Source organism: Oceanobacillus bengalensis (assembly GCF_003628445.1).
In the GTDB taxonomy this organism is placed as follows: Bacteria; Bacillota; Bacilli; order Bacillales; family Amphibacillaceae; genus Oceanobacillus; species Oceanobacillus bengalensis.
In genome coordinates this window covers 1-22125 of record NZ_RBZO01000015.1, presented here as the reverse complement: position 1 = coordinate 22125, position 22125 = coordinate 1, and the positions used below count along the sequence as shown (strand labels likewise).

At 34.5% G+C, this 22125-nt stretch carries 18 protein-coding genes and 1 rRNA gene; 16 read left to right on the top strand and 3 right to left on the bottom strand.

The features are described from left to right. Positions 1-6 precede the first annotated feature (6 nt). The 13 genes from D8M05_RS10640 (at position 7) to D8M05_RS10590 (ending at position 16595) form a co-directional block, all read left to right on the top strand. The gene (locus D8M05_RS10640; RefSeq protein WP_121131607.1) at positions 7-2775 is read left to right on the top strand and encodes a class I SAM-dependent DNA methyltransferase; all 2769 of its coding nucleotides are present in this window, start codon (positions 7-9) and stop codon (positions 2773-2775) included. After that, positions 2772-4727: a DEAD/DEAH box helicase gene (locus tag D8M05_RS10635; protein WP_121131604.1), complete on the top strand. Its 1956-nt coding sequence runs from the start codon at positions 2772-2774 to the stop codon at positions 4725-4727. Before D8M05_RS10640 ends, D8M05_RS10635 begins: the two co-directional genes overlap by 4 nt. Then, positions 4714-5868: a GIY-YIG nuclease family protein gene (locus tag D8M05_RS10630; RefSeq protein WP_121131598.1), complete on the top strand. Its 1155-nt coding sequence runs from the start codon at positions 4714-4716 to the stop codon at positions 5866-5868. Before D8M05_RS10635 ends, D8M05_RS10630 begins: the two co-directional genes overlap by 14 nt. 146 nt (positions 5869-6014) lie before the next feature. Then, complete coding sequence (locus tag D8M05_RS20920; protein WP_220667582.1) at positions 6015-6170, top strand: C-terminal helicase domain-containing protein; 156 nt, start codon at positions 6015-6017, stop codon at positions 6168-6170. A gap of 16 nt (positions 6171-6186) precedes the next feature. Further along, entirely contained in the window at positions 6187-6474 is a 288-nt protein-coding gene (locus D8M05_RS20400; protein WP_220667581.1) for a hypothetical protein, read from the top strand. A gap of 93 nt (positions 6475-6567) precedes the next feature. Next, positions 6568-7548 carry a restriction endonuclease gene (locus D8M05_RS10620; RefSeq protein ID WP_121131596.1) on the top strand — a complete coding sequence of 327 codons (981 nt, stop codon included), beginning with the start codon at positions 6568-6570 and terminating at the stop codon, positions 7546-7548. 77 nt (positions 7549-7625) lie between these two features. Beyond that, positions 7626-8825 carry an ABC-three component system protein gene (locus D8M05_RS10615; protein ID WP_121131594.1) on the top strand — a complete coding sequence of 400 codons (1200 nt, stop codon included), beginning with the start codon at positions 7626-7628 and terminating at the stop codon, positions 8823-8825. After that, complete coding sequence (locus tag D8M05_RS10610; RefSeq protein ID WP_121131592.1) at positions 8822-9313, top strand: three component ABC system middle component; 492 nt, start codon at positions 8822-8824, stop codon at positions 9311-9313. Before D8M05_RS10615 ends, D8M05_RS10610 begins: the two co-directional genes overlap by 4 nt. Before the next feature lies 1 nt (position 9314). Then, a complete protein-coding gene (locus D8M05_RS10605; RefSeq protein WP_121131590.1) occupies positions 9315-11246 on the top strand; it encodes a DUF3732 domain-containing protein in 1932 nt (643 codons plus the stop codon). A 178-nt stretch (positions 11247-11424) separates the two neighbouring features. Then, positions 11425-13314, top strand: coding sequence for an AbiA family abortive infection protein (locus D8M05_RS10600; RefSeq protein WP_121131589.1), 1890 nt, complete (start codon positions 11425-11427; stop codon positions 13312-13314). A gap of 101 nt (positions 13315-13415) precedes the next feature. After that, complete coding sequence (locus tag D8M05_RS10595; protein WP_121131587.1) at positions 13416-15107, top strand: RNA-binding domain-containing protein; 1692 nt, start codon at positions 13416-13418, stop codon at positions 15105-15107. Between the two features lie 685 nt (positions 15108-15792). Next, positions 15793-15948, top strand: coding sequence for a hypothetical protein (locus tag D8M05_RS20200; protein WP_183072769.1), 156 nt, complete (start codon positions 15793-15795; stop codon positions 15946-15948). A 140-nt stretch (positions 15949-16088) separates the two neighbouring features. After that, positions 16089-16595, top strand: coding sequence for a type 1 glutamine amidotransferase domain-containing protein (locus D8M05_RS10590; protein WP_121131585.1), 507 nt, complete (start codon positions 16089-16091; stop codon positions 16593-16595). A 107-nt stretch (positions 16596-16702) separates the two neighbouring features. Here the strand turns inward: D8M05_RS10590 and adhP are convergent, their stop codons facing one another. The 3 genes from adhP to D8M05_RS10575 all read right to left on the bottom strand — a co-directional run bounded on the left by adhP (position 16703) and on the right by D8M05_RS10575 (position 19766). Next, positions 16703-17737 carry an alcohol dehydrogenase AdhP gene (gene adhP, locus D8M05_RS10585; protein ID WP_121131583.1) on the bottom strand — a complete coding sequence of 345 codons (1035 nt, stop codon included), beginning with the start codon at positions 17735-17737 and terminating at the stop codon, positions 16703-16705. Between the two features lie 340 nt (positions 17738-18077). Continuing rightward, positions 18078-19169: a copper resistance D family protein gene (locus D8M05_RS10580; RefSeq protein ID WP_121131581.1), complete on the bottom strand. Its 1092-nt coding sequence runs from the start codon at positions 19167-19169 to the stop codon at positions 18078-18080. A 3-nt stretch (positions 19170-19172) separates the two neighbouring features. Continuing rightward, complete coding sequence (locus D8M05_RS10575) at positions 19173-19766, bottom strand: copper resistance CopC family protein (RefSeq protein WP_183072768.1); 594 nt, start codon at positions 19764-19766, stop codon at positions 19173-19175. Between the two features lie 184 nt (positions 19767-19950). Between D8M05_RS10575 and D8M05_RS10570 the strand changes: the two genes are divergently transcribed. The 3 genes from D8M05_RS10570 to D8M05_RS10560 form a co-directional block, all read left to right on the top strand. Beyond that, the gene (locus D8M05_RS10570) at positions 19951-20778 is read left to right on the top strand and encodes a sensor histidine kinase (protein ID WP_121131577.1); all 828 of its coding nucleotides are present in this window, start codon (positions 19951-19953) and stop codon (positions 20776-20778) included. Next, entirely contained in the window at positions 20779-21420 is a 642-nt protein-coding gene (locus D8M05_RS10565; RefSeq protein ID WP_121131575.1) for a response regulator, read from the top strand. It abuts the gene before it with no gap. Between the two features lie 485 nt (positions 21421-21905). Beyond that, positions 21906-22125 (top strand): 16S ribosomal RNA (locus D8M05_RS10560); the annotation flags it as partial.

Below are 22125 nucleotides of genomic sequence, written 5' to 3'. Positions count from 1 at the left end.
ATTCAAATGTCAAAGAAATATTTATTATCTATCACAGAAATTGAAGATAAAGTTAGAACAATAATTGAAAATTTACATGAAGAGACTTTTATTGAAGAGTTTTTAGGGCTATTTGATATTCCTAAAACTAGTATCACACGTGCAAAATCGAGTGAAGGAGATTTTTTGATACGAAATAAAGTTCGTTATCGTAAAGTTGAAAACAATCCACTACAAGCTATTGATAAAATGGAGCAGGAAATTGTATCTCAAAATCAAAAGCCTCGCTATATTATCACAACTGATTTTGAAATGCTTTATGCAAAAGATACAAAAACAAACGATTCACTTGCCATTAACTTTGAAGATTTACCAACTAATGCAGAGTTTTTCCTTGCATGGAATGGGATTGAGAAAGTAGATTACCAAAAAGAAAACCCAGCAGATATTAAAGCTGCTGAGCGTTTCACAAAACTTTATGATGAATTGGTTAAAATCAATACCGAGCTTGCAAAAAAAGAAGCTGACGGCAAATCCTTTAACCTCTTTCTAATTCGTTCACTTTTCTTATACTTCTGTGAAGATACAGAAATTATCACTAAGGGCTCTTTTACTAATGTCCTTAAAACAAGAACTGAAAAAGATGGAAGCAATCTAAATTCAGTCATCAAAGAATTGTTTTTAATTTTAGATGTGCCTGAAAACCAAAGAAATAATACACCTGAATGGTTGAAAAAGTTCAAGTTCCCATATGTTAATGGTAAACTTTTCAAAGAACCACATCATGACTTATATTTCAGCACTTTAACTCGAAAACTACTTATCGAAGCAGGCGAATTGCTTAACTGGAATGAAATCAACCCGGATATTTTGGGGGCAATGATTCAAACTGTTGCAAACAAAGAAGAACGCCAAGTTTCAGGTATGCACTATACTAGCGTACCAAATATCTTGAAAGTAATTAAACCTCTATTTTTGGACGAACTTCAAGCGGAGTACCAAAGACTTTCTGACCGTGCAGATGATTACTTAGAACGTGAAATCACCGAAAAACAAAGACGAGAACAACAACGAAACATTATTAAAGATCTTAATAGATTGCTTGAGCGAATGAGTAAAATTAAGTTCTTAGACCCTGCCTGTGGATCTGGTAACTTTTTGATTATTACTTACAAAGAACTTCGCAGACTTGAAATCCAGATCCTTGTTAAAATCCGTGAAATCCAGGACGCTTTAAAGGAAAAGAATGTTTATCAGGGAGAATTTCTTAAGCAATCTAAGATTAAGTTAAATCAATTCTCAGGCATTGAGCTTGATGATTTTGCACATGAGGTGGCTAAACTTTCTCTTTATATTGCTGAACATCAAATGAATGTAGAAATGATTGAATCTCTAGCAGACTATCAACCTAGAATACTTCCACTTCAAGAATCAGGGAATATTGTACACGGTAATGCCTTACTCTTGGATTGGAATGAAGTTGTCACACATGAGGTAAATGATGAAGTGTATATTATGGGTAACCCCCCTTATATTGGTAGTAAACGGCAAACTGAAAATCAAAAGCAAGAACTAGACGCTTTGTTTTTAGATGTTCCTAACCATCGACAATTAGATTATATATCTGGTTGGTTTATCAAAGGGGCTAAATTTATTCACCAAGCCAATGCAAAACTTGCATTCGTCACAACTAACTCTATTAACCAAGGCCAGCAGGTTGCTGTACTTTGGAATGAAATTTTTAAATACAATGTAGAAATAAATTTTGCTTATACTTCATTTAAATGGGCTAACAGTGCAAGCAATAATGCGGGTGTTACAGTTGCAATTATTGGCATGTGTCCAATTGGGAAAAGTGAGTTTAAATACTTATTTGATGAAACTGAGATTGCTAGAACTGTAAAAAGTATAAATGCTTACTTGGTAGATGGTGAAAATATTCTAGTTTCAGAAAAGAGTAGCCCTATATCTGATATACCTATAGTTGTTTTTGGAAGTATGGCGAATGATAATGGAAATCTGATTTTTAGTATTGATGAGTATTTTGATGTTATTGATAAATACCCTGATTTGAGAAAAGTTATCAAAAAATTCATTGGTGGGAAAGAATTTATAGATGGTAGTTATAGATATGCTTTATGGATGACCAAAAAGGACTATGAAAAGCACGCAGATAACCAATTAATAATAAAAAGAACAACTGCTGTAAAGAAGTATCGCCAGAATAGTAAAAGAACTTCCACTCAAGAGTTATCGAAATATCCTTATCGCTTCGGGGAATGCAGACATGAAGAGAAAGATTATATACTAATCCCACGGACATCATCAGAGTCTCGTGAATATGTGCCGATGGGATATTTCACAGATCGATCAATAGTTGCAGACTCTGCGATGGCTGTCTACGGCGCCCCAATCTGGCTCCTTGGCATCCTAGAATCTCGCATGCATATGACTTGGCTTCGATCAATTGGTGGTAAATTAGAAACTCGGTTTCGTTATTCAGCAGGTATGGTTTACAATACTTTCCCAATACCTAAACTTTCAACAAATCGTAAAAATGTGCTTGAAGAAGCCGTTTTTGAAATGTTGGATATCCGTGAAGAAGAAGGAGGTACTCTTGCTGAGCTTTATGGAGGTGCGAATAAACCAATGAACGTAAGATTACGCGAAGCACATGAAAAAATTGATGGCATTGTGGAACGCGCCTATAAACAAGAACCTTTCAAGTCCGATGAGGAACGTTTAAGTGTATTGTTGAAACTTTATCAAGAAATGGTAAGTGAGGAGAGAAAATGACATCCAATATTTTTGAAATTAATTATAATGGTACTGGACAAAGCCAAAATATAAATGCATTAGGTATGCGTGAGATGCAGGCACGTGTCTATGAGAAACGTGCCTCACAATATCTATTAGTTAAAGCTCCCCCTGCATCAGGTAAATCAAGAGCTTTAATGTTTGTGGCTTTGGATAAGCTTATAAATCAAGGTATAAAAAAGGCAATTATTGCAGTTCCAGAACGTTCAATTGGAAAATCCTTCAAAACAACAGACCTGATAAAGTTTGGATTCTTTTCTGATTGGGTTATTGATCCCAAAAACAATCTCACGGATCGTGGAACAAGTAAAAGTAAAGTGTCACAGTTTGTTGATTTTATTCGATCAACGAACCCTGAAGATAATATCATGGTTTGCACTCATGCGACTTTACGTTTTGCTTTTGAGCAATTGAATGATTCAGACTTTGATAATGTTTTACTTGCTATTGATGAGTTTCATCATGTTTCGCAAGATGATAATTCTGTTTTAGGAAATGCGTTACGTAATATTATGGGAAACTCTACTGCTCATATTATGGCAATGACTGGCTCTTACTTCCGTGGTGATTCAGTCCCAATTCTAGAGCATGCTGACGAGCAAAAATTTGATAAGGTAACTTATACTTATTATGAACAACTAGAAGGTTATAAATATTTAAAGAGTTTTGCGATGGGCTATAGCTTCTATCAAGGTCGCTATACTGATGCACTTTCAGAAGTTTTAGATACTACGAAAAAGACTATTATTCATATTCCAAGTCCAAATTCTGGTGAATCAACAAAAGCGAAATATGATGAGGTTGATCGTATTCTTGATGAACTTGGGGAGGTACAATTTGATTCTGAAACTGGTATCTATTTAATAACCGAGCCATCGGGGAATATTTTAAAAGTAGCAGACTTAGTGACTGAGGATGGTGTGGAAGGCCGGGAAAATGTTGGACGCGGAAAAGCACAAGAATATATCCGAAATATGTCTGAACTTGATGACTTGGATATTATTATTGCGCTTGGTATGGCAAAAGAGGGATTTGACTGGCCTTTCGCGGAATATGCTTTAACAATTGGGTATCGTAATTCATTAACTGAAGTTGTGCAAATTATTGGGCGCGTCACTCGTGATAGTTCAAATAAAGCTCATGCACAATTTACAAATTTAATTGCTCTACCAGATGCTCAGGATGATGAGGTCATGTTTGCGGTTAATAATGTCATGAAGGCAATCACTGCAAGTCTTTTAATGGAATCTGTATTAGCCCCAAACTTTAACTTTAAACGTAAAGATAATGATCACCAAAAATCAAAAGGAACAGATATTTTCATCAAAGGCTTAAAAGAGCCAAGTACTGAGCGTTCAAAAGATATTATTCGAAATGATTTGAATGATTTGAAAGCAACTATTTTACAAGACAGTCAAATTCAGCAAGCTATTGCTGCTGGCGTTGATGCAAAAGTGATTAATAAACAACTTATACCTCGTGTGATAATGACTACCTATCCTGATTTGTCAAATGATGAGACTGAGGAAGTTCGTCAGCACTTAGTTGCAAAAGCTGTCATTCAGTCGGCGGAACGTGAAGATGGAACAGGCGGAAATCAATTTCTTAGAATGGCGAATAAGTTTATAAATATTGATGAAATTGCCATTGATTTGATTGATGAAGTGAATCCTTTCCAGCGTGCTTATGAGGTTATTTCTAAGGAAATTGATGCACCTACTTTACGATTTATTCAAGATTATATGGACGGTATAAAATTCACATTTACTGAAGATGAATTAGTTATGCTGTATTCTCAAATAGTTCAATTTAAAAATGAAAATGGTAGAATTCCAGATAAGTCTAGTTCAGACTTGTATGAGCAAAGATTAGCTTATGCTTTACTACGATTAGAACAATTAAGGAGAGAAAGACAAGATGGACAAGCTTAATCTTGATGATATTTTTTCAGACCCAATTTTTGAGGAACTAATAGCTGAAACTCCTAAGAAACAAGTTAAGCGAATTGACCCAGAATTTGAGAAATTTCAAGAGATTATCGAATGGATAAAAAACCATGATGGAAAAGAACCAGAAAAATCTCGTGATATGACTGAAAGAAAGTTATTTTCAAGACTTAAAGGCTACCGTGACAAGCCAGAAATGATAAAGAAGCTTGCTGAGATTGATGAACTTAACTTGCTTGATAGCCAGAATACAATTTTAGAAAACCCGATAAAAAATCCTGAATCTCTTGATGATATTCTTAATGATGACACACTTTTTGAGAAAAAAGATAAGGTTGATTCACTACTTGATTTGTCTAGATATAAGAGAACAATTAATGCTGCTGATAAGTATAGTGTTCGGAAACGTGCTAGCCATTTCGAACGATATGAGCCTCTATTTAAACTTGTTCAAAAAGAAATTGCAAATGGCACTCGAAAAATAATACCTGTAGATACTGAAAAAAATATTATACCAGGTAAATTCTATATTGATAATGGAATTCTACTTTATGTTCTATCCGTAGGTGATTATTATATAGATAAAAATGGTTATCGTAACGCGAAGCTTCATCTTATTTATGAAAACGGAACTGAAAACAAAGGCATTTTACTTAGATCATTTGCATCCAATCTCTTTGATAATACTCGTCATGGTAGAATGGTAACGGAAGTAATGAGTGATGTTATGGGAGAAACTACTGTTGAAGAAAGAGCTGCTGAATATCTGACTACTGGTTATATTTATGTAGTAAAATCACTTAGCTCTAATCTTGAAATATCAAAGTATCAAAATCTTTATAAGATTGGTTTTGCTAGTGGGAGTGTTGAAAAACGTATTAGTAATGCCGAAAATGAAGCCACTTATCTTTATGCACCTGTGAAAATTGTCGCAACATGGGAAGTTCAAAACTTTAGTGGTCGAAAATTAGAAACAGCCATGCATCATATATTTGCAGATAAGCAATTACAAATTTCTGTTCCAACAGCAAATGGGAAAATTGAAAATCCGAAAGAATGGTATATAATTTCTTTGGATGAAATTGAAGAAAATATAAATGATATTATTGTGAAATTGAATATTTAATTTTAAATTAGGTTAGTTGTTAAAGTATCTTCGTCATAAACACTATTGAATTTTATTCTTTGTAATACAAAAACCTAATAGTAGCGTCTAGTTTTTTTGTATACTGAAGTTAATACTTGAGCCCCTGACCTCTAAATTTTCAAGCGATGGTCAAAAGACGTGAATTAAAAGTCTTATTTGGAACAGATGTTGCAAGCGAAGGATTAAACCTTCAAACTCTTGGAACATTGATTAACTTAGACTTACCTCGGAACCCTATCCGTCTTGAACAGCGTAAAGGGACGTTTCAACGTATAGGATAAGGTTTTTATATACAATATGCTTTATAAAGGATCTGTTGAAGATAGGGTTCATTCGATTCTTTCTTCTCGATTAGAGAGCATCCATGGACTATTTGGTCAAATTCCTGATGTTTTACAAGATGTATGGGTAGACATGGCGCTTAATGATGTTCAAGAAGCTCAACGTAAAATAGATTCAGTGCCTACCCATCAACCCTTTGAATTACGTTATCATGTAAATGTTGGTAAGGTTAATTGGGAAACATGTATAATTGTTTTAGATTCAACCGAAAAAAGAAAACACTTAATGACTGGGTGGAAATAACTGACCCAAAGATTTCATAACAACATTGCCCTAGCATCATGATTTATTAATTATTGTGATATAGGGCAATTTTTATATTAGGGGGAAGTACATATGACAAAATGGTGGATGATTCGCGCAGGAGATCATAATGAGTTAATTCCGGTATGGAAGGATAAGGGTATTGCATCGATAGGGTGGCCAAAATTGGGAAATCCAAAACAGTATAGGACTAAGGATGAAATGACAGCTAAGGCAAATACTGTTTTTGCAGAAAGTAAACCTAATTCCAGGATTAGCTGGGTTAGCCAGGTATGGCGCTTTAGTAGAGAAATTAAAAAAGGCGATCGAGTAATAACTTACTTTAGGGAAAAGCGGGAATATATGGTTGGAACTGTTTTGGAGCCGCATTTTTATGATGATTCTGTAGGTGATCCAGCCTATCCAAATAACATTAAAGTGGACTGGGAGGAAATTACTGTTGAAAGAGACTCATTATCACAGGCTGCAAAAAATAGCCTAGGGTCAGTTTTAACAGTATTTCGTGTAGATGAGTGGGGGAATGAAATTGAAAATTTAATAGAACATCCATTTTCCAGCCCCGAACCTATAGATGATGCGGAAGAGGATGAAATCATTGAAGATCTGGTGAGTAAGGCAACTGTAATGATACAAGATAAAGTGGACAAACTTGATCCATGGCAAATGCAAGAACTAGTAGGGGGGCTTCTCCGTGCAATGGAATATAATGTTCAAGTAAGTCCTAAAGGCCCAGATGGAGGCGTTGATGTTTTAGCATATAAAGATGCCTTTGGATTTGAAAAGCCTATTATAAAGGTACAGGTAAAACATCGAAAATCATCAGCTGGTGCACCCGAAATTCAACAATTGCTAGGTGCTAATCCTATAGATGCTAATAGTTTATTTGTATCTACAGGTGGATTTACTTCACAAGCTGAAGCGGTTGCTAAACATAACGCTGTAAGATTGGTAGATTTAGAAGAATTAGTTGATTTGGTTGTGAAGTGGTATGAGAATATGCCTAATGATGTAAGGGCTTTGTTGCCGTTGCAGAAGATGTATGTGCCAGAGTGAAATATTTATATATAGATTACAAAAAATGAATTTAATTACCTATTAAATTGGGGGAAAACCTTGGGGGAGGGTTTACTGTGGGAAATAAATTTTCAGCTCATGCTCAGGCCTTAGGCTATTTCTATCAAGTAAGATATGCTTTACTTTTGCTATTAAGGCCAAAGGATTATAATTCACAAATATTCATTGAAAAACTAGATGATATTTCATTTGATCAAAATGGTTCTCCTACAGAGTTAATTCAAATGAAACATCATCGAAGAAAAGGATCATTGACAGATGCTAGTAGTGACATATGGAAAACTTTAAGAGTCTGGAGCGAGGCTGTTCTCGATGGGGTGGTCGACACACAATCAACAACATTTTCTCTTATAACAAATGAAGTTGCTTCTACAGGCTCTGCTGCTAGTTTACTAACCTATGATTCAAAGAAAAGGAATGTTAATCAAGCCTTAGAAATATTAATACATACAGCAAGAAATTCAGAAAGTAATAATAACAGCAAAGCATATGAAAAGTTTTTGCAGTTAACAGAACAACAACAAAAGGCATTATTAAACAATACTTATATATTGGATTTTAGTGAGAATATCATTGAAACAAAAGAAAAAATATTTTATGAATTACGACTTACCACTCGCCCCGAAGTCATAAGTGCTCTGTTTGAGCGGTTAGAAGGTATTTGGTTTGATAAGGTTATTAAACATCTAATGATTGAATCTAGACATCCAATAACATTTAGGGAAATCCAAGATCATATAAACGACCTTCAGGAACAATTTCAACGCGATAACTTACCAATTGACTTTTTGGATCTAGTAGCTCCTCAGGAGGATGAGTTGGATGAAAAAGATAAGATTTTTATAGAACAACTTAGGTTGGTAGCAGTCGGAAATAAACGTATTGAAAAGGCTATAAGCGATTATTATAGAGCCTTTCATCAGCGATCCAAATGGGTTAGAGATGAATTGTTAATGATTGATGAACTTGACAAGTATGAGGAACGACTTATAGATGAATGGGAACGGAAATTTGAAATCATGAAGGAAAACGTTGAAGATGATACTTCAGAAAATATTTTACAAAAAGAGGGAAGGAAACTGTTTAATTGGATAGATGAAAATAACATTTTCCCAATACGCCCTAACTGCGATGAGCCCTATATAGAAAGAGGTAGTTATCATATGTTATCGAATCAATTACGGGTTGGATGGCATAGTCAATTCTACGAAAGATTAGATTATTTGTTGAATAAAACTATGGAGGAAACCTTATGATTCCATGGGAGAAACGTCCAGATGAAGTAGCCAATTTATTAAATCCTGCTTTCTGTGGAGAGGTTATTCGTCGATGTATTAAAGAGTATCAGAAAAGAACTGAGGAAACATTCGAATATTCACTGTTATATTTAATATTACCAATTGCATTACATCGAGAGACTAGAGATAAAATTAATCCTCGAAGTAAGAATAAAATGCACACATGGTTACAGGAAAACCAAGATCTAAGAATTGGATTTGCTAATCGGGCTAAGCAACTTGTACCTATAACAAGAGAGGCTGTACAGTTTTTGGTTTGTCAAAATGCTTTGGAAATTGACTCCGGGGGAGGCGTAATAATACCTTCTTATAGACGTAAAAAAATCGAAGGACACAATTATGGGGAAATAGCAGATATATTTAAAAAAGCAGAAGTAGTTGGTAAATGGTTCTCAAATTCCGGTACAACGTCAACCATTTATACAATGTGGGGAGTGAAACCTTAAATTGCAGATTACTGAGATTGTTTTATATAGTAAAAAAGGTGATAAAAGAACCGTTCCTTTTAATAAAGGGAAAGTAAATATTATTACTGGAGGTTCAGGTACAGGCAAATCAGCTTTAATTGATATCGTAGAGTACTGTATGGGAAGAGGGACTTGTGGCGTTCCCGAGGGAATTATTCGTGAAACAGTATCATGGTTTGGAGTACTATTAGAATTAAATACAGAGAAGATCTTTATTGCTCGAAAAAACCCTGTTAACCAACAAACCTCAGGTGATGTATATATAGAAGTTGGAGAAAATGTATCAAGTCCTGCAGTTCCACCTAATCCAAATACTAATGCAGAATCATTAGTTGAGTATTTAACACAAAAGGTAGGGATTTCACCAAATTTACATCAACCACCGGAAGGACAAACTAGAGATGCCTTAGAGGCTAATATAAAGCATGCGCTTTTCTTATGTTTTCAACAACAAGATGAGATAGCAAGTAAACGTATCTTATTTCACCGATCTACAGATGGATTTATAAATCAATCAATTAAAGATACCTTACCTTATTTTTTAGGGGCAATACAGGAAGACAGATTAGTAATAGAACAAAAATTGACTCGTTTGAAAAGAGAATTGAAAAAGGCAAAGAGAAAATTGAATGAAGTTGAAAATATTAAAGGAGATACAGCAACAAAGGGCACAGCATTATTAGCAGAGGCAGAACAAGTAGGTCTAATTAAGATGACAGATTACCCATCAGAATTAGGCAAAATAATAGCGTTATTAAGCGGGATAGTTCATTGGGATTCTGGCGATGATTTAAGTATTCCTGGATCTGATAAACTAAGCGAATACCAAACTAATCTTAGAAGACTTCAAAATGAATATAATGAGATCACGGATCAAATAAATGCGGCAAAGACTTTCCAATATGATGTTAATGGTTATACTAATGAAGTTCATCATCAAGAATTGCGTTTAGAATCTATTGGTTTGTATTCTAATAGTAATTCTGACCATTCTAAATGTCCAATTTGTTCTAGTACTTTAGAGACATCAATACCAACAGTTATTGAAATAAATAATTCATTGGCTAAGGTAAAATCAAATTTAGAGATGACCTCAAAAGAACGACCAAGGTTAGTAGAGTATATTAATAACTTAATAGAGCATCGAGATCAAATATATGAGAATATAAATAAATTTAATCAATTAATTGACGGCTTATATGAGGAAAGGAAAGCTGCTAAAGAACATAAAGATATAAATATTCGTAGAGGTAAAGTTGTTGGAAGAATTAGTCTTTGGCTTGAAAGTGTAGATAAAGAAGATAATATTACTCAACTACAGTCTCGAGTTGAGAGTCTAAAAACAAACATTGAGGAGCTTGAAAAAGAGCTTGATACAGATAAAAAAGATGAACACCTTAATTCTATTCTAAATAGAATTGGTTATAAGATGACAAGATGGGCTGAAGAACTAGGGCTAGAACATAGTGGAGATCCTGTACGATTAAATCTTAAAGATACAACTGTGGTTGTAGATAGAGAAGATAGACCCATACCACTCTATCGTATGGGGAGTGGGGAAAATTGGGTAGGTTACCACCTTATTGCTCATCTAGCGCTACATTCATATTTGACGGAGCACGAACGACCAGTTCCTAGATTTTTATTCCTTGACCAGCCAACGCAAGTCTATTATCCGAGGGATAAAGACACATTATTACAAGGATCAATTGATAATTTAAAGGATGACGATCGAGAAGCAGTGAATAAAATGTTTGATTTAATTATGGATGTTGTGGAAATGTTAGATCATAAGTTTCAAATAATAATCACTGACCATGCGGATATAGCAAATGATAAATTTCAAAATGCAATAATAGAAAGATGGAGAGGACAAGCATTAATTCCTGATTCATGGAAGGAAAATAATTAAAGTAATAGACTGAATTCTTTTCAAAATCGGATAAAAATTCTATTACAAAAAATTTAAGAGTTAAATTCCTCTACAGAATACCAATCCTTGTATTAAAGTCTCTAATGAAGCGGGCTCAAGTCCCTCCGAGAGAAAAGATGATTAATAATATATGTAACGTTCTAGGGAGAGGTAATTAATGATTAACATGGAGTACGATACCTGGAATAATGTCTGTGAAGGGATTTTTAAACAAAGTAAGCAATCTCTAAACAAATATCTACAATTGTATCCTTTTTCTATTTTAACTGATGATGAAAAGGAGTTAATTAAAAGTGAAGAGTTCTTTTATAAGTTTATTCATAATGGCGCTCTTTTTAAGAATAAACTAGTTTTTGATTTTCCAAAACATTATATTCAAAAGAATAACAGCTCATTTCGAAATTCTAAATTAGTATCTCCAATAATATACGTTTATATGGAATGTATAGGGTATCATGTATGCAAGGCCTACACTAAAGACTCTAATACAACAAGGTGTTACTATGCAGGAAATATACAGGAACTAGATTTTCATTACAAAAAGAGCTATGAGCGTTATTATGCTGATATTAATGAGAGTTCTCAACGATTCCAGTATTACTATAAGTTAGATGTTACTAATTTCTTCGATAGTTTAGATATTAACATCTTATTCGATCTCATAAATAAAAAATCTACTATTATAGATTCGAGGACGGCATTGGTCTATAAAAGATTGCTGCAATCCATTGGAAACGGAAAGTATCCCACTATAGAAAAATCATGTTCACTATCATTTTTAGCAACAAATGTCTACTTGGATTTGTTTGATAGTAAACTAGAAGGATTTTTAGGTAATTTACATGAAATAGAGGACTTTCAAATTATAAGGTATGTTGATGATCTCTTTATATTCTTTAACACAAGCGATGACTTATTAAACGAAGCTGTTTCAATTATAAAAAACTTTGTTATTCATAATTATAGGGAGATTGGCCTGAATTTAAATGAACAAAAAAGTAACTACGGAGTATCTGAAGATATAAGCGAAGAACTAAGTGCTGCCTTATATAACCACTACGTTAATGAGCAAGATATAGATATATCGAGCATGTTTGATGAAAATAACATGAAAGTCTTTGTAGATAAATTGTATGACATTGCTAGGGAAAGGTCACATAACCACGATAGGTATAAAGAAATAAAAGATGAGGTTTTTTCCATATCTGGTGTACAGTATTCTTCTGATGAGGTATTTCGATATTTAATTTACTATAGAAAAGGAATATTTAATGATGCAGAACTCATTAGTAAATTAAAAAGGTTGTTAAGACGGGATTACAAGATAATTAAGTATGATACTAAAAATCTAATTAATATGATATTAAACACATCTGATGGGGATTTGATAAGGTTTTTCTTGAACGAGATATTTCGAAATGATAATTTAGATTCATTTGACATTGCTATGATTATAAATTATTTGATATTGAGGAATTTCCAGCACCAGGATCTCTTAAATAAACTTGCTGAATATGAACCTAATATTTATAAATACATTAACATGTATTGTAAGAACTCCTTTGTAGAATCACTAATTGAGGAAGGAAACAACGGTTACATAAACCTAATTCTTGAGGATCATTACGATTTTAATAATGATTTAAAAGTCTGGTATATATATTTTATGTACCGACATTACAAGAATAGTAACGATATATTAGAGTCATTTTCATATTATAAATCATATTTTGACAGGGTTACTGCACTTTTAATGCATTTTAAGGGTATCGAACAGACTGGAAAAGGCAAACCTAATTACAAAATGTATTATAAACAAGGCCCGATAATAAAAAGTTATAAAAGAATAAAATTCAATCAGGAGATTACTAATATTGAAGATTTAATAGAGAAGGCCCACGATTTAAGAAATCACAATCCAATAAATCATTCAAGTGCAGAGGTAATGGATGATGAAACACTAAATATTGAGGAAATAGAAAACATTATTATTGAATTAGAATTTTTATTGGAACAAGGCTTTTCGGGAGAAGTTATTAATGAATAGGGAAATAAAGTTATGGTGAGTAGTATATAAGTGTAGAAGACAAGGTTTGTTTGAGGGAATTATCATTTTTAAAATAATTGTTTGTTGGGAAGGTGCATCACATGATATCCAAAGAGGAAATTTATCGTCTATTAGATAAGTTAGAAACAAATATTGCTGATGACCTAGAATCACAACAATTAGATTTTAAGCAATGGATTACAAGGAGTTTTGATGACAACATTAAATTGATGCTGAAAATGGCTGTTTGTATGGCTAATGGTGGTGGAGGAAGTGTTGTATTTGGTGTTGCGGATAAAGTTAAAGGGAGATCTAATTCAATATTAGGCGTTCCGCAAGATTTGGATACCACGATACTTCAAAAAAGGATTTATGAAAAGACAGACCCGCATCTAACACCAGTATTTGAGGATATGGAAGTGCCAGAGGGATCCAAGCGCTTACTGTTAATGAATGTGTATCCAGGAATGCCACCCTACACTACAACAGATGGCTCAGCGACAATAAGACAAGGCAAGGATTGTATTCCATATACAGGTTCATTAAGGCGTAAAATGATGGATACTTCATCTCAAATGGATTATACAGCTGAAATTATCCATGAAGATTGGAAAAGCCTTTTCTCACATTCAGCAATGGAAAGAGTACGTGAAATTATGTCTAGAGAAAGGGTTGATGGAGGTCTTTTATCATTATCTGATGAGGATTTATTAAGATCAATCGGAGCTTTAAAGGATAATTATCTTACAAAAGGTTCTCTGTTGCTTATTGGGAAACCTGAGGCTATTTCCAAGTTTATACCACAGCATAGATGGTCTTATAGAAAGATGATTAGTGATACAGATTATTCTCACAGGGATGACGGAACCCATGCTATACCAGTTGCCCTGTACGAATTGGAACGATATATTGCTGTTGATAATCCAATGGTAACTGTTGAATCTGGACTTGTGCATCCGGAATTTAGCACATATCCAACAATAGCACTAAGGGAGTCGTTACTTAATGCATTTGGTCATCGAGATTATCGAATGATTGGTACAATTATGCTGAAGCAATTTAGGGACAAGCTAATATTAACTAACCCAGGAGAATTTGTTGGTGGTATTACACCTCAAAATATACTCCATCATCCTCCGGTAGCGAGGAATAATCACTTAATGGATTTGTTAGATAGATTAAAATTAGTAAATCGTTCAAACTTAGGTGTATCAAGAATCTTTCGGTCTTTACTAGTTGAAGGTAAAGAGCCACCTATTTATAGGGAAGTTGGCAGTAACATTGAGCTTACCTTTATTTCTTCACCTTTGAATAAAAACTTTAAAAGCTTAATTGATCAAATGACAAAAGAAAATCATCATATTGATGTTGACTACTTGCTTATTTTGCAATATTTAATAAGACATGAAGAAATTGATACTTCAATAGCTGCGGATGTCTCACAAAGAAGTATTGACCAGGCACGTGAACTACTTAGCAGGATGCATAATGAATTTAACTTACTAGAATCCATTGGTCGTGGAAAAGGGAGATACTTTACTCTTTCACGTAATGCCTATGAAATGTTAAAAGGTGAAATGAAATATGAACGGCAACAAAGTTTGGATAAAGAAGCAGTTAAGATCCGTATTCTATCTATTTTAAAAACAGACCGAAGTTTAACGAACAAGGAAATAAGACAGTTAACGGGGATGAACCGTAAACAAGTACAACGTTTAATACAGGAATTGGAACCCGATGGTGTTAAAGTTATAGGAAGAGGAGCGGGAACAAAATATATTTATTCACCCTAAAATAGGGACAAAATGGGACATTATTGGATTTAATTTCATTAATATTTAAATACTAATCCGATAATGGGGACAAAAATAGGGACAAAATGGGGACATTATTAGAACAATAATAAGACGAGGTAGACCGTTATAGACAATTTAGTGGTTGTACCTCGTCTTTTTAATTCAGGAAATAATATTAGTTTACCCTACAAACCGGTACGGTGAACCGTATCACAAATAAGTTCCTTGTTAAATCTTATAAACATACCTTTATAAAGACTTAACAAAGGAGATGTTATGGTCTCCGGATAGAAAATATAATCCCTACTATTCTCCATTAGCTCCCAAGAATATAATACACCAATGGGTAGATTCGTACGAAATTCCATTTTCTGATATGGCACAGCTATAGGCACCTGTGATAAACTTCGGTCCGATTAGGAAAGATGTTCATAAGAATGCAGAAAGATTGCATATCGAAAGTGCGTTTGTTCAATTTCCTTCAATGTTAGAACAACTAATACGTGACATATATGTAGTGGAAGTGAGATTGTTCTTTACACATACTAGCGATAGTTACTAGTCTTTTAAATTCAAGTTTAAATAAATTCAACATTTATTACATCAATTAGACAGAAACATAAAACTAGATGTAAGATAAAAGAAAGGGAATGAAGAGCACTTAGAAACTGGAGGAGATCATATGAACAAAATATCTATAAAGGTGAAGAGGCCTACTTTACTATTCATCGCTATGATTCTTTTCATTGCAGGTCTTGCTGATATTAAATATAGAGGGTTATTCTTTCGATTATTGCCAAGATCGGCACAATCGTTTTTGACAAGTGTTATCAAGTAAAGAAATAGAGTCTTGTATCCATTTTTAGTAAGTATCTCCCATCTAAGCAAACGCTGAACAATATATCGATTTAATTGAAATGTTCTGTTAAATATTTTAAACTTTAAGTTAAATCAAGTGTTAAAGGAGTGGAAATGTAGATGGCAAATGTATGCTTTTTACTTGCTGATGGTTATGAAGACTCTGAAATGAAGAATCCTTATGAGGCGATGAATGAAGCTGGTCACAACACGGTTATTGTTGGGTTAGAAAAAGGAGTAGAGCTGAAAGGGAAAAAGGGAACGGTATCTTATGTTTCTGATATTTCCATAAATGAGGTTAGTGTTTCAGAATACAATGCAGTTATTATTCCTGGTGGGTCTGCTCCAGAGGCACTGCGTGTAAATGATGAGGTAATCGATTTCGTTAAACAAGCAAATGAAAAAGGCAAGGTTATTGCAGGGATTTGTCATGGTCCTCAAGTAATGATTAGTGCGGGTATCCTGAAAGGGAAAAATTCAACATCCTTTATTGGTATACGTGATGATGTGAAAAATGCTGGAGCTACCTTTTCTGACGAAGAAGTTGTTGTAGACGGAAACATCATCACTTCCCGTACACCGAAGGACGAGCCAGCATTTATTAGAGAAATTTTAAATAAATTATAACGAATAAATACGAGTAGTACACCAAAAGGACCGCTTCCAGTGTAGGGAGAGGTCCTCTCAAAAAGGAAGTTTTCGGTGTACCATCAAACTACCAGTACGTGCGAATTCTAGTGATTACACTTGTGCTGTTTAAAATCAATTACCATACGACCTTGAATCTTTCCTTGTTCCATCTCTTCGAATATATCTTGTACGTCATGCAAGCAGCGAGTTTGCACAACTGGCACTACCTTTCCTTCTGCACCAAAATGGAATGCTTCCTCTAAGTCTTTACGTGTACCAACTAATGATCCAACGACTTCAATACCATCAAGTACTAGTCTTGGAATATTTAAATCCATTGTTTCTGATGGTAAACCAACTGCAACTACCTTACCACAAGCGCGCACTGCATCAACCGCTGAATTAAATGCTGTTTTAGAAACTGCTGTTACGACTGCGGCATATGCCCCGCCGACCTGCTCTTGAATAATCTCATCAGCATCCCCTTGTGTAATCGGGTTGATTGTCATATCTGCACCTATTTCTTTGGCTAGTGATAATTTATCATCATTAATATCTACTGCGATAACTTTCGCATTAAAAACATGTTTAGCATATTGGATAGCAAGGTTTCCTAATCCACCACAACCATAGATTACAATCCATTGACCAGCCTTAACATCGGAAACTTTGATTGCTTTATAAGTAGTAACCCCAGCACATGTGATACTACTGGCTTGTGCTGGATCTAGTCCATCAGGTACTTTAACTGCGTAATCGGCAGTTACGATGCATTGTTCAGCCATTCCCCCATCAACACTATAACCAGCATTCTTAACGTTACGGCAAAATGTTTCTCTGCCTGTAGTGCAATACTCGCATCTACCGCAGGCTTGGAACATCCATGCAATACTAACTCTATCACCTATTTTTAAGTTAGTAACGTCAGCTGCTACTTTAGAAACAACACCAATACCTTCATGACCAAGGATACGACCGTCAACTTTACCAAAGTCACCTGCAGCTACGTGTAGATCCGTATGGCATACGCCACAATATTCTACATCTACTAATGCTTCACCTGATTTTAATGGTCGTAATTCCTTTTCAATAACCTCTATGTTAGCTTTACCTTTTGGATTAACTACTACTGCTTTCATAAGTTATCTCTCCTTTTAGCGTGTTTATATTAGTGAAGTAATTCACATATTTAAACGCTTATGTTATAGATAGTTTGAATTACTATTACATTATATCATGTACTTCGAATAATTTATTGTGAAACATTGAACAAAGTTTGAATTATTAATTATGGGATTTTATAGGATGAGGTTTTGTGCACAAGGGTGTGATTCACTTTTTGCGCAACTGAGGAGATGTTTCAACTACTCCACCTACAAAGTAAATCACATAAAAAAGCCTAATTCCTTACTATATCTATAGTAAAGGAATTAGGCTTATAATCTTCTACACGTCGTTTTAACCCAGTTCAACAAAATCTTAACGAATCACCACAGATATCATTAACATGACGTATATACTTACGACCATGAAGCAACTCAATAAAAAAGGGATAATAATCGATGCTTTTTTATAAATCGATAATATAATCAATCCTAGTAATAGTAGGAATAGGAAAAAGAAAAATACGATGTTTATGTTCACAACAAAGTCAAGTGTACTACCAGAATCGATGATGCCATCGTGAAATAGACGGAATAAAGGTGAAACTGCATCATTCGTTACATTACTGCCATGAGGTGGCGATTGTTGTGTGAAAATAGCTGTAATCGTAAAAATGGTAAATAGAATGAAGCCTTCTAGACGAATCCAAGGAATTGGATTGAATGTATCATCTCTTGATATAAGATATTTCACGATTAAACCATTAAATAGAGCATAAAAAATAAGTGGTATTAGGAATAAGTGTTTGACTAATAAACCTTGTCCATACGAAACCGTCCAAGAATCGATATACCCATCCACCAATACATTCGTTAATAGCACACCACTAATGGCTGTAGCAGTTAAACATCCAATAGCAACTTTTGAAAACCAGCTTAAAAATGGAAGCCAATTATTATGATTGATCGCACACCAACCAACAACAAGTACAACACCAACCCAAATGCTGATCGCTGTTAAATGGATAAAGTGGTTTATTATTCCTTTAAGTGGAATCATAGCGCCGGCATGGCTTGACCAAGCAACGGTTAAAATTAACCCAAATGTTAGTACGATCCCTATAAAAGCTGACATACGCTGTTCATTAGACCTCGTCAAGGCAATTACGAATATTAACAGAACAGAACAGATAAGGGTGAAGCACCATGCATTACCGACTGTATAGGTGGTTAAAACAATTGTTAATGATTCGAATAAACCTAGGCGTGGAGTAATAAATAATGTTATATCGAGAACAGGAGCGAAAGCAAAAATTGGTAGCAGAATAGTACTAATAAGTAAGAGATACTTTGGGATTTTTACATCGGGTCGATAGTTGCTTGGGATGAGTAGAAGGAGAAAACTCCCTGCTAAAATTGAAAAGCATACGTATAAAAGCGCCTGGCTAATAATCACTAATATGTCCATTAATTATTTCCTTCTTTTAGAAAGTAAGAAGATACCAACGACTACAATGGCAACTAAAGCAACAATTACAATGACAAGTACAGAAGATGATCCTTCCTCTTCAGCATCTTCAGTCGGTTGCTCAGCAGATTCCATTGATTCTTCATTCTCAACAGTTTCTATTACTGATGGTTCTTCCGTATCTTCCTCTTCGATAGTTTCTGTTTTAGCTGATTCTCCCTCTTCCACAGACTCAGGAACTTCGGCGTCGACCGTAAATGAGAACTCTCCTTCTAATGGATGACCATCTGCACTAATAATACTCCAAGTTACGTGATATTCATCATTTACTGGCGGCTCAGCGAAAGTACCTGTTAATGTACCCTCACCAATAATGATATCTTGTATTTCAACAGCTTCTCCCTCTGTCGTCGTTACATCTATAAAGCTACCTTGTTCGATTTGACCATTAAATTCAAGAATAATTTCATGGGGTGGATCCGTTACAACGTCACCGTCTGCTGGACTTGATCCATGAAAATGTGAGTGGGCAAATGCACTAGTAGAAAAACCTGTTACTAGTATGGCTGTTATTGCTACGATAAATATATGTTTCAAAATAATTCCTCCCTTACATGTCTCGGCAACCGTATCCTAAATATGGTTATCGTAAAAACATTATAATTCTATAGTAAATATTCCATAATACCTCTAAAGAGTGATTTTTAAACAAATTTACTGAAAAGGTTTGAGTTAATGATAAAATATAGACACATTTCATATTCGGAAAAGTGGTGAAGACTTGAAATATAAACAAATTAAATGGCTTATTTTATTTATTCCAACCCTTACAATCGCCATATGGGAATATATTCGCCATGAATTTCTCCTTTCGTACATTTCAATGGAGATGGGGAACTTTCTTTCTCCTATATTAGTCTTTATCGTTACACTCATCTTTTTACGGCATTTGTTTTCTATATTAGAAAGGATGCAAGAAGAGCTAAGGTTGGCAAAGGCTAAGAAAGCTGCACTTATTGAAAGAGAAAAGCTAGCAAGGGAACTCCATGACGGAATTGCCCAATCTATATTTCTATTATCTGTAAAAATGAATAAATTCGGGAGAAAGAATCATCTGGAACATGATGCAGATTTTCAAAAAATGAGGCAAACGTTACAGCACGTTCACGAAGATACTCGTCAAGCGATTACAAACTTGAAATACTTACCCAATGAAGATGCATTTAGCTGGACAGAAACGATTTATCAGTTTGTAGCAGAACTGAAGAATCATCATTTAATAGATGTTCAATTAGACTGGAAAATAAAAGAAAGTACGTTATTACCAAAAGAGAAAGTAGAGCTATTTGCCTGTATAAAAGAAGCCGTTATGAATGTTATTAAGCATGCAAAGACAAATGAAGTATGGATTCATGCTAGGGAAATAGATAATGGGTGGTTATGCCAAATTAAGGATCAAGGAATTGGATTCACAAATGAAGCAATCCAATCTAGTAAAGGCTATGGACTTCAAATTATTAAAGACAGGGCCAGAGATATGGAATGGGAATTTTCTATGAAGCAAGTAGATAATGAAACCATTATTGAAATAATAAAGGAGGGCAAGTAGATGCAACCCTTTCGAATACTAATCGTTGATGATCACGCGCATGCAAGGGAAGCAATACGGGAAATTTTAGAAGAACATGAAGACTTTGTTATCTTAGGAGAAGGAAGGAATGGGCAAGAAGCGATAAATCTTACGGAAGAATTAATGCCTGACATTATTCTAATGGATATTCAAATGCCAGTAATGGACGGACTAGAAGCTACAAAAAGAATCAAACTGATATTCCCTTACGTAAAGATTGTGATGATCACCGTATCAGATGATATCACTGATTTGTTCGATGCATTAAAGAAAGGGGCTCAAGGCTATTTATTAAAAAATATTCAATCAGACGCATGGGTTGACCATTTAAGAGCCTTTGCTTCAGATGAAGTCCCGATGTCTAAAGAGATTGCCTTTCAAATTTTAAAGGAATTTCCGCAAAGTAAAGCAGTAACGAAAGAGAATACACCTTTATCTTCTAGGGAATTAGAAGTATTGCAATTGGTAGCTAAAGGATTATCCAATAGGGAAATTTCAGAGACCCTTTTTATTTCAGAACATACGGTTAAAAGCCACCTGAAAAATATATTAAGTAAACTTCATTTAGATAATCGAGTGCAGCTGACAAACTATGCTTTTCAACAAGGGCTGATTAATTAGTAAAAATGATGGTCCTGTAAAAGAAATGCGTAATGTTGAACAATTTTTTGCTTAGTCCAGGTTGCATCATCTTTGTTTCAGTAAAGCTTGCTTTTCGTTAGTAACCTTCTGTGATCTTTCTTGTAGAATTGCTATAAGTGGTTTTCTAACAGTACATTTTAATTAAGAAACGCCTATTTTATAATACAATAAAAAACTTGTTGACTTTTCCTTTTAGAAATTATACAATGTAATTCCGCCACAAAAATACTTCTTAAAAACAGTTTAAAAATAAATTAAAAAAACTGTTGACACAGAAGTTGGTGGTATGTTATATTAATAAAGTTGCTGCTGAGAACGCAGCTAACGAAATTGCTCTTTGAAAACTGAACAAAACAACCAGTATGATTTATTATACAAAAGAAACGCTAGTTTCTTTCTATAGAAGGTAACACTTCTAAAAGCTAAGACTCGTCTGATTAATTGGTGTTAATCAGATACAAACTTTTTTGGAGAGTTTGATCTTGGCTCAGGACGAACGCTGGCGGCGTGCCTAATACATGCAAGTCGAGCGCGGGAAGCAAGCAAACATCCTTCGGGATGTGCGCTTGTGGAACGAGCGGCGGACGGGTGAGTAACACGTGGGCAACCTACCTATAAGACTGGGATAACTCGCGGAAACGTGAGCTAATACCTGATAATACTTTTTATCGCATGATGGAAAGT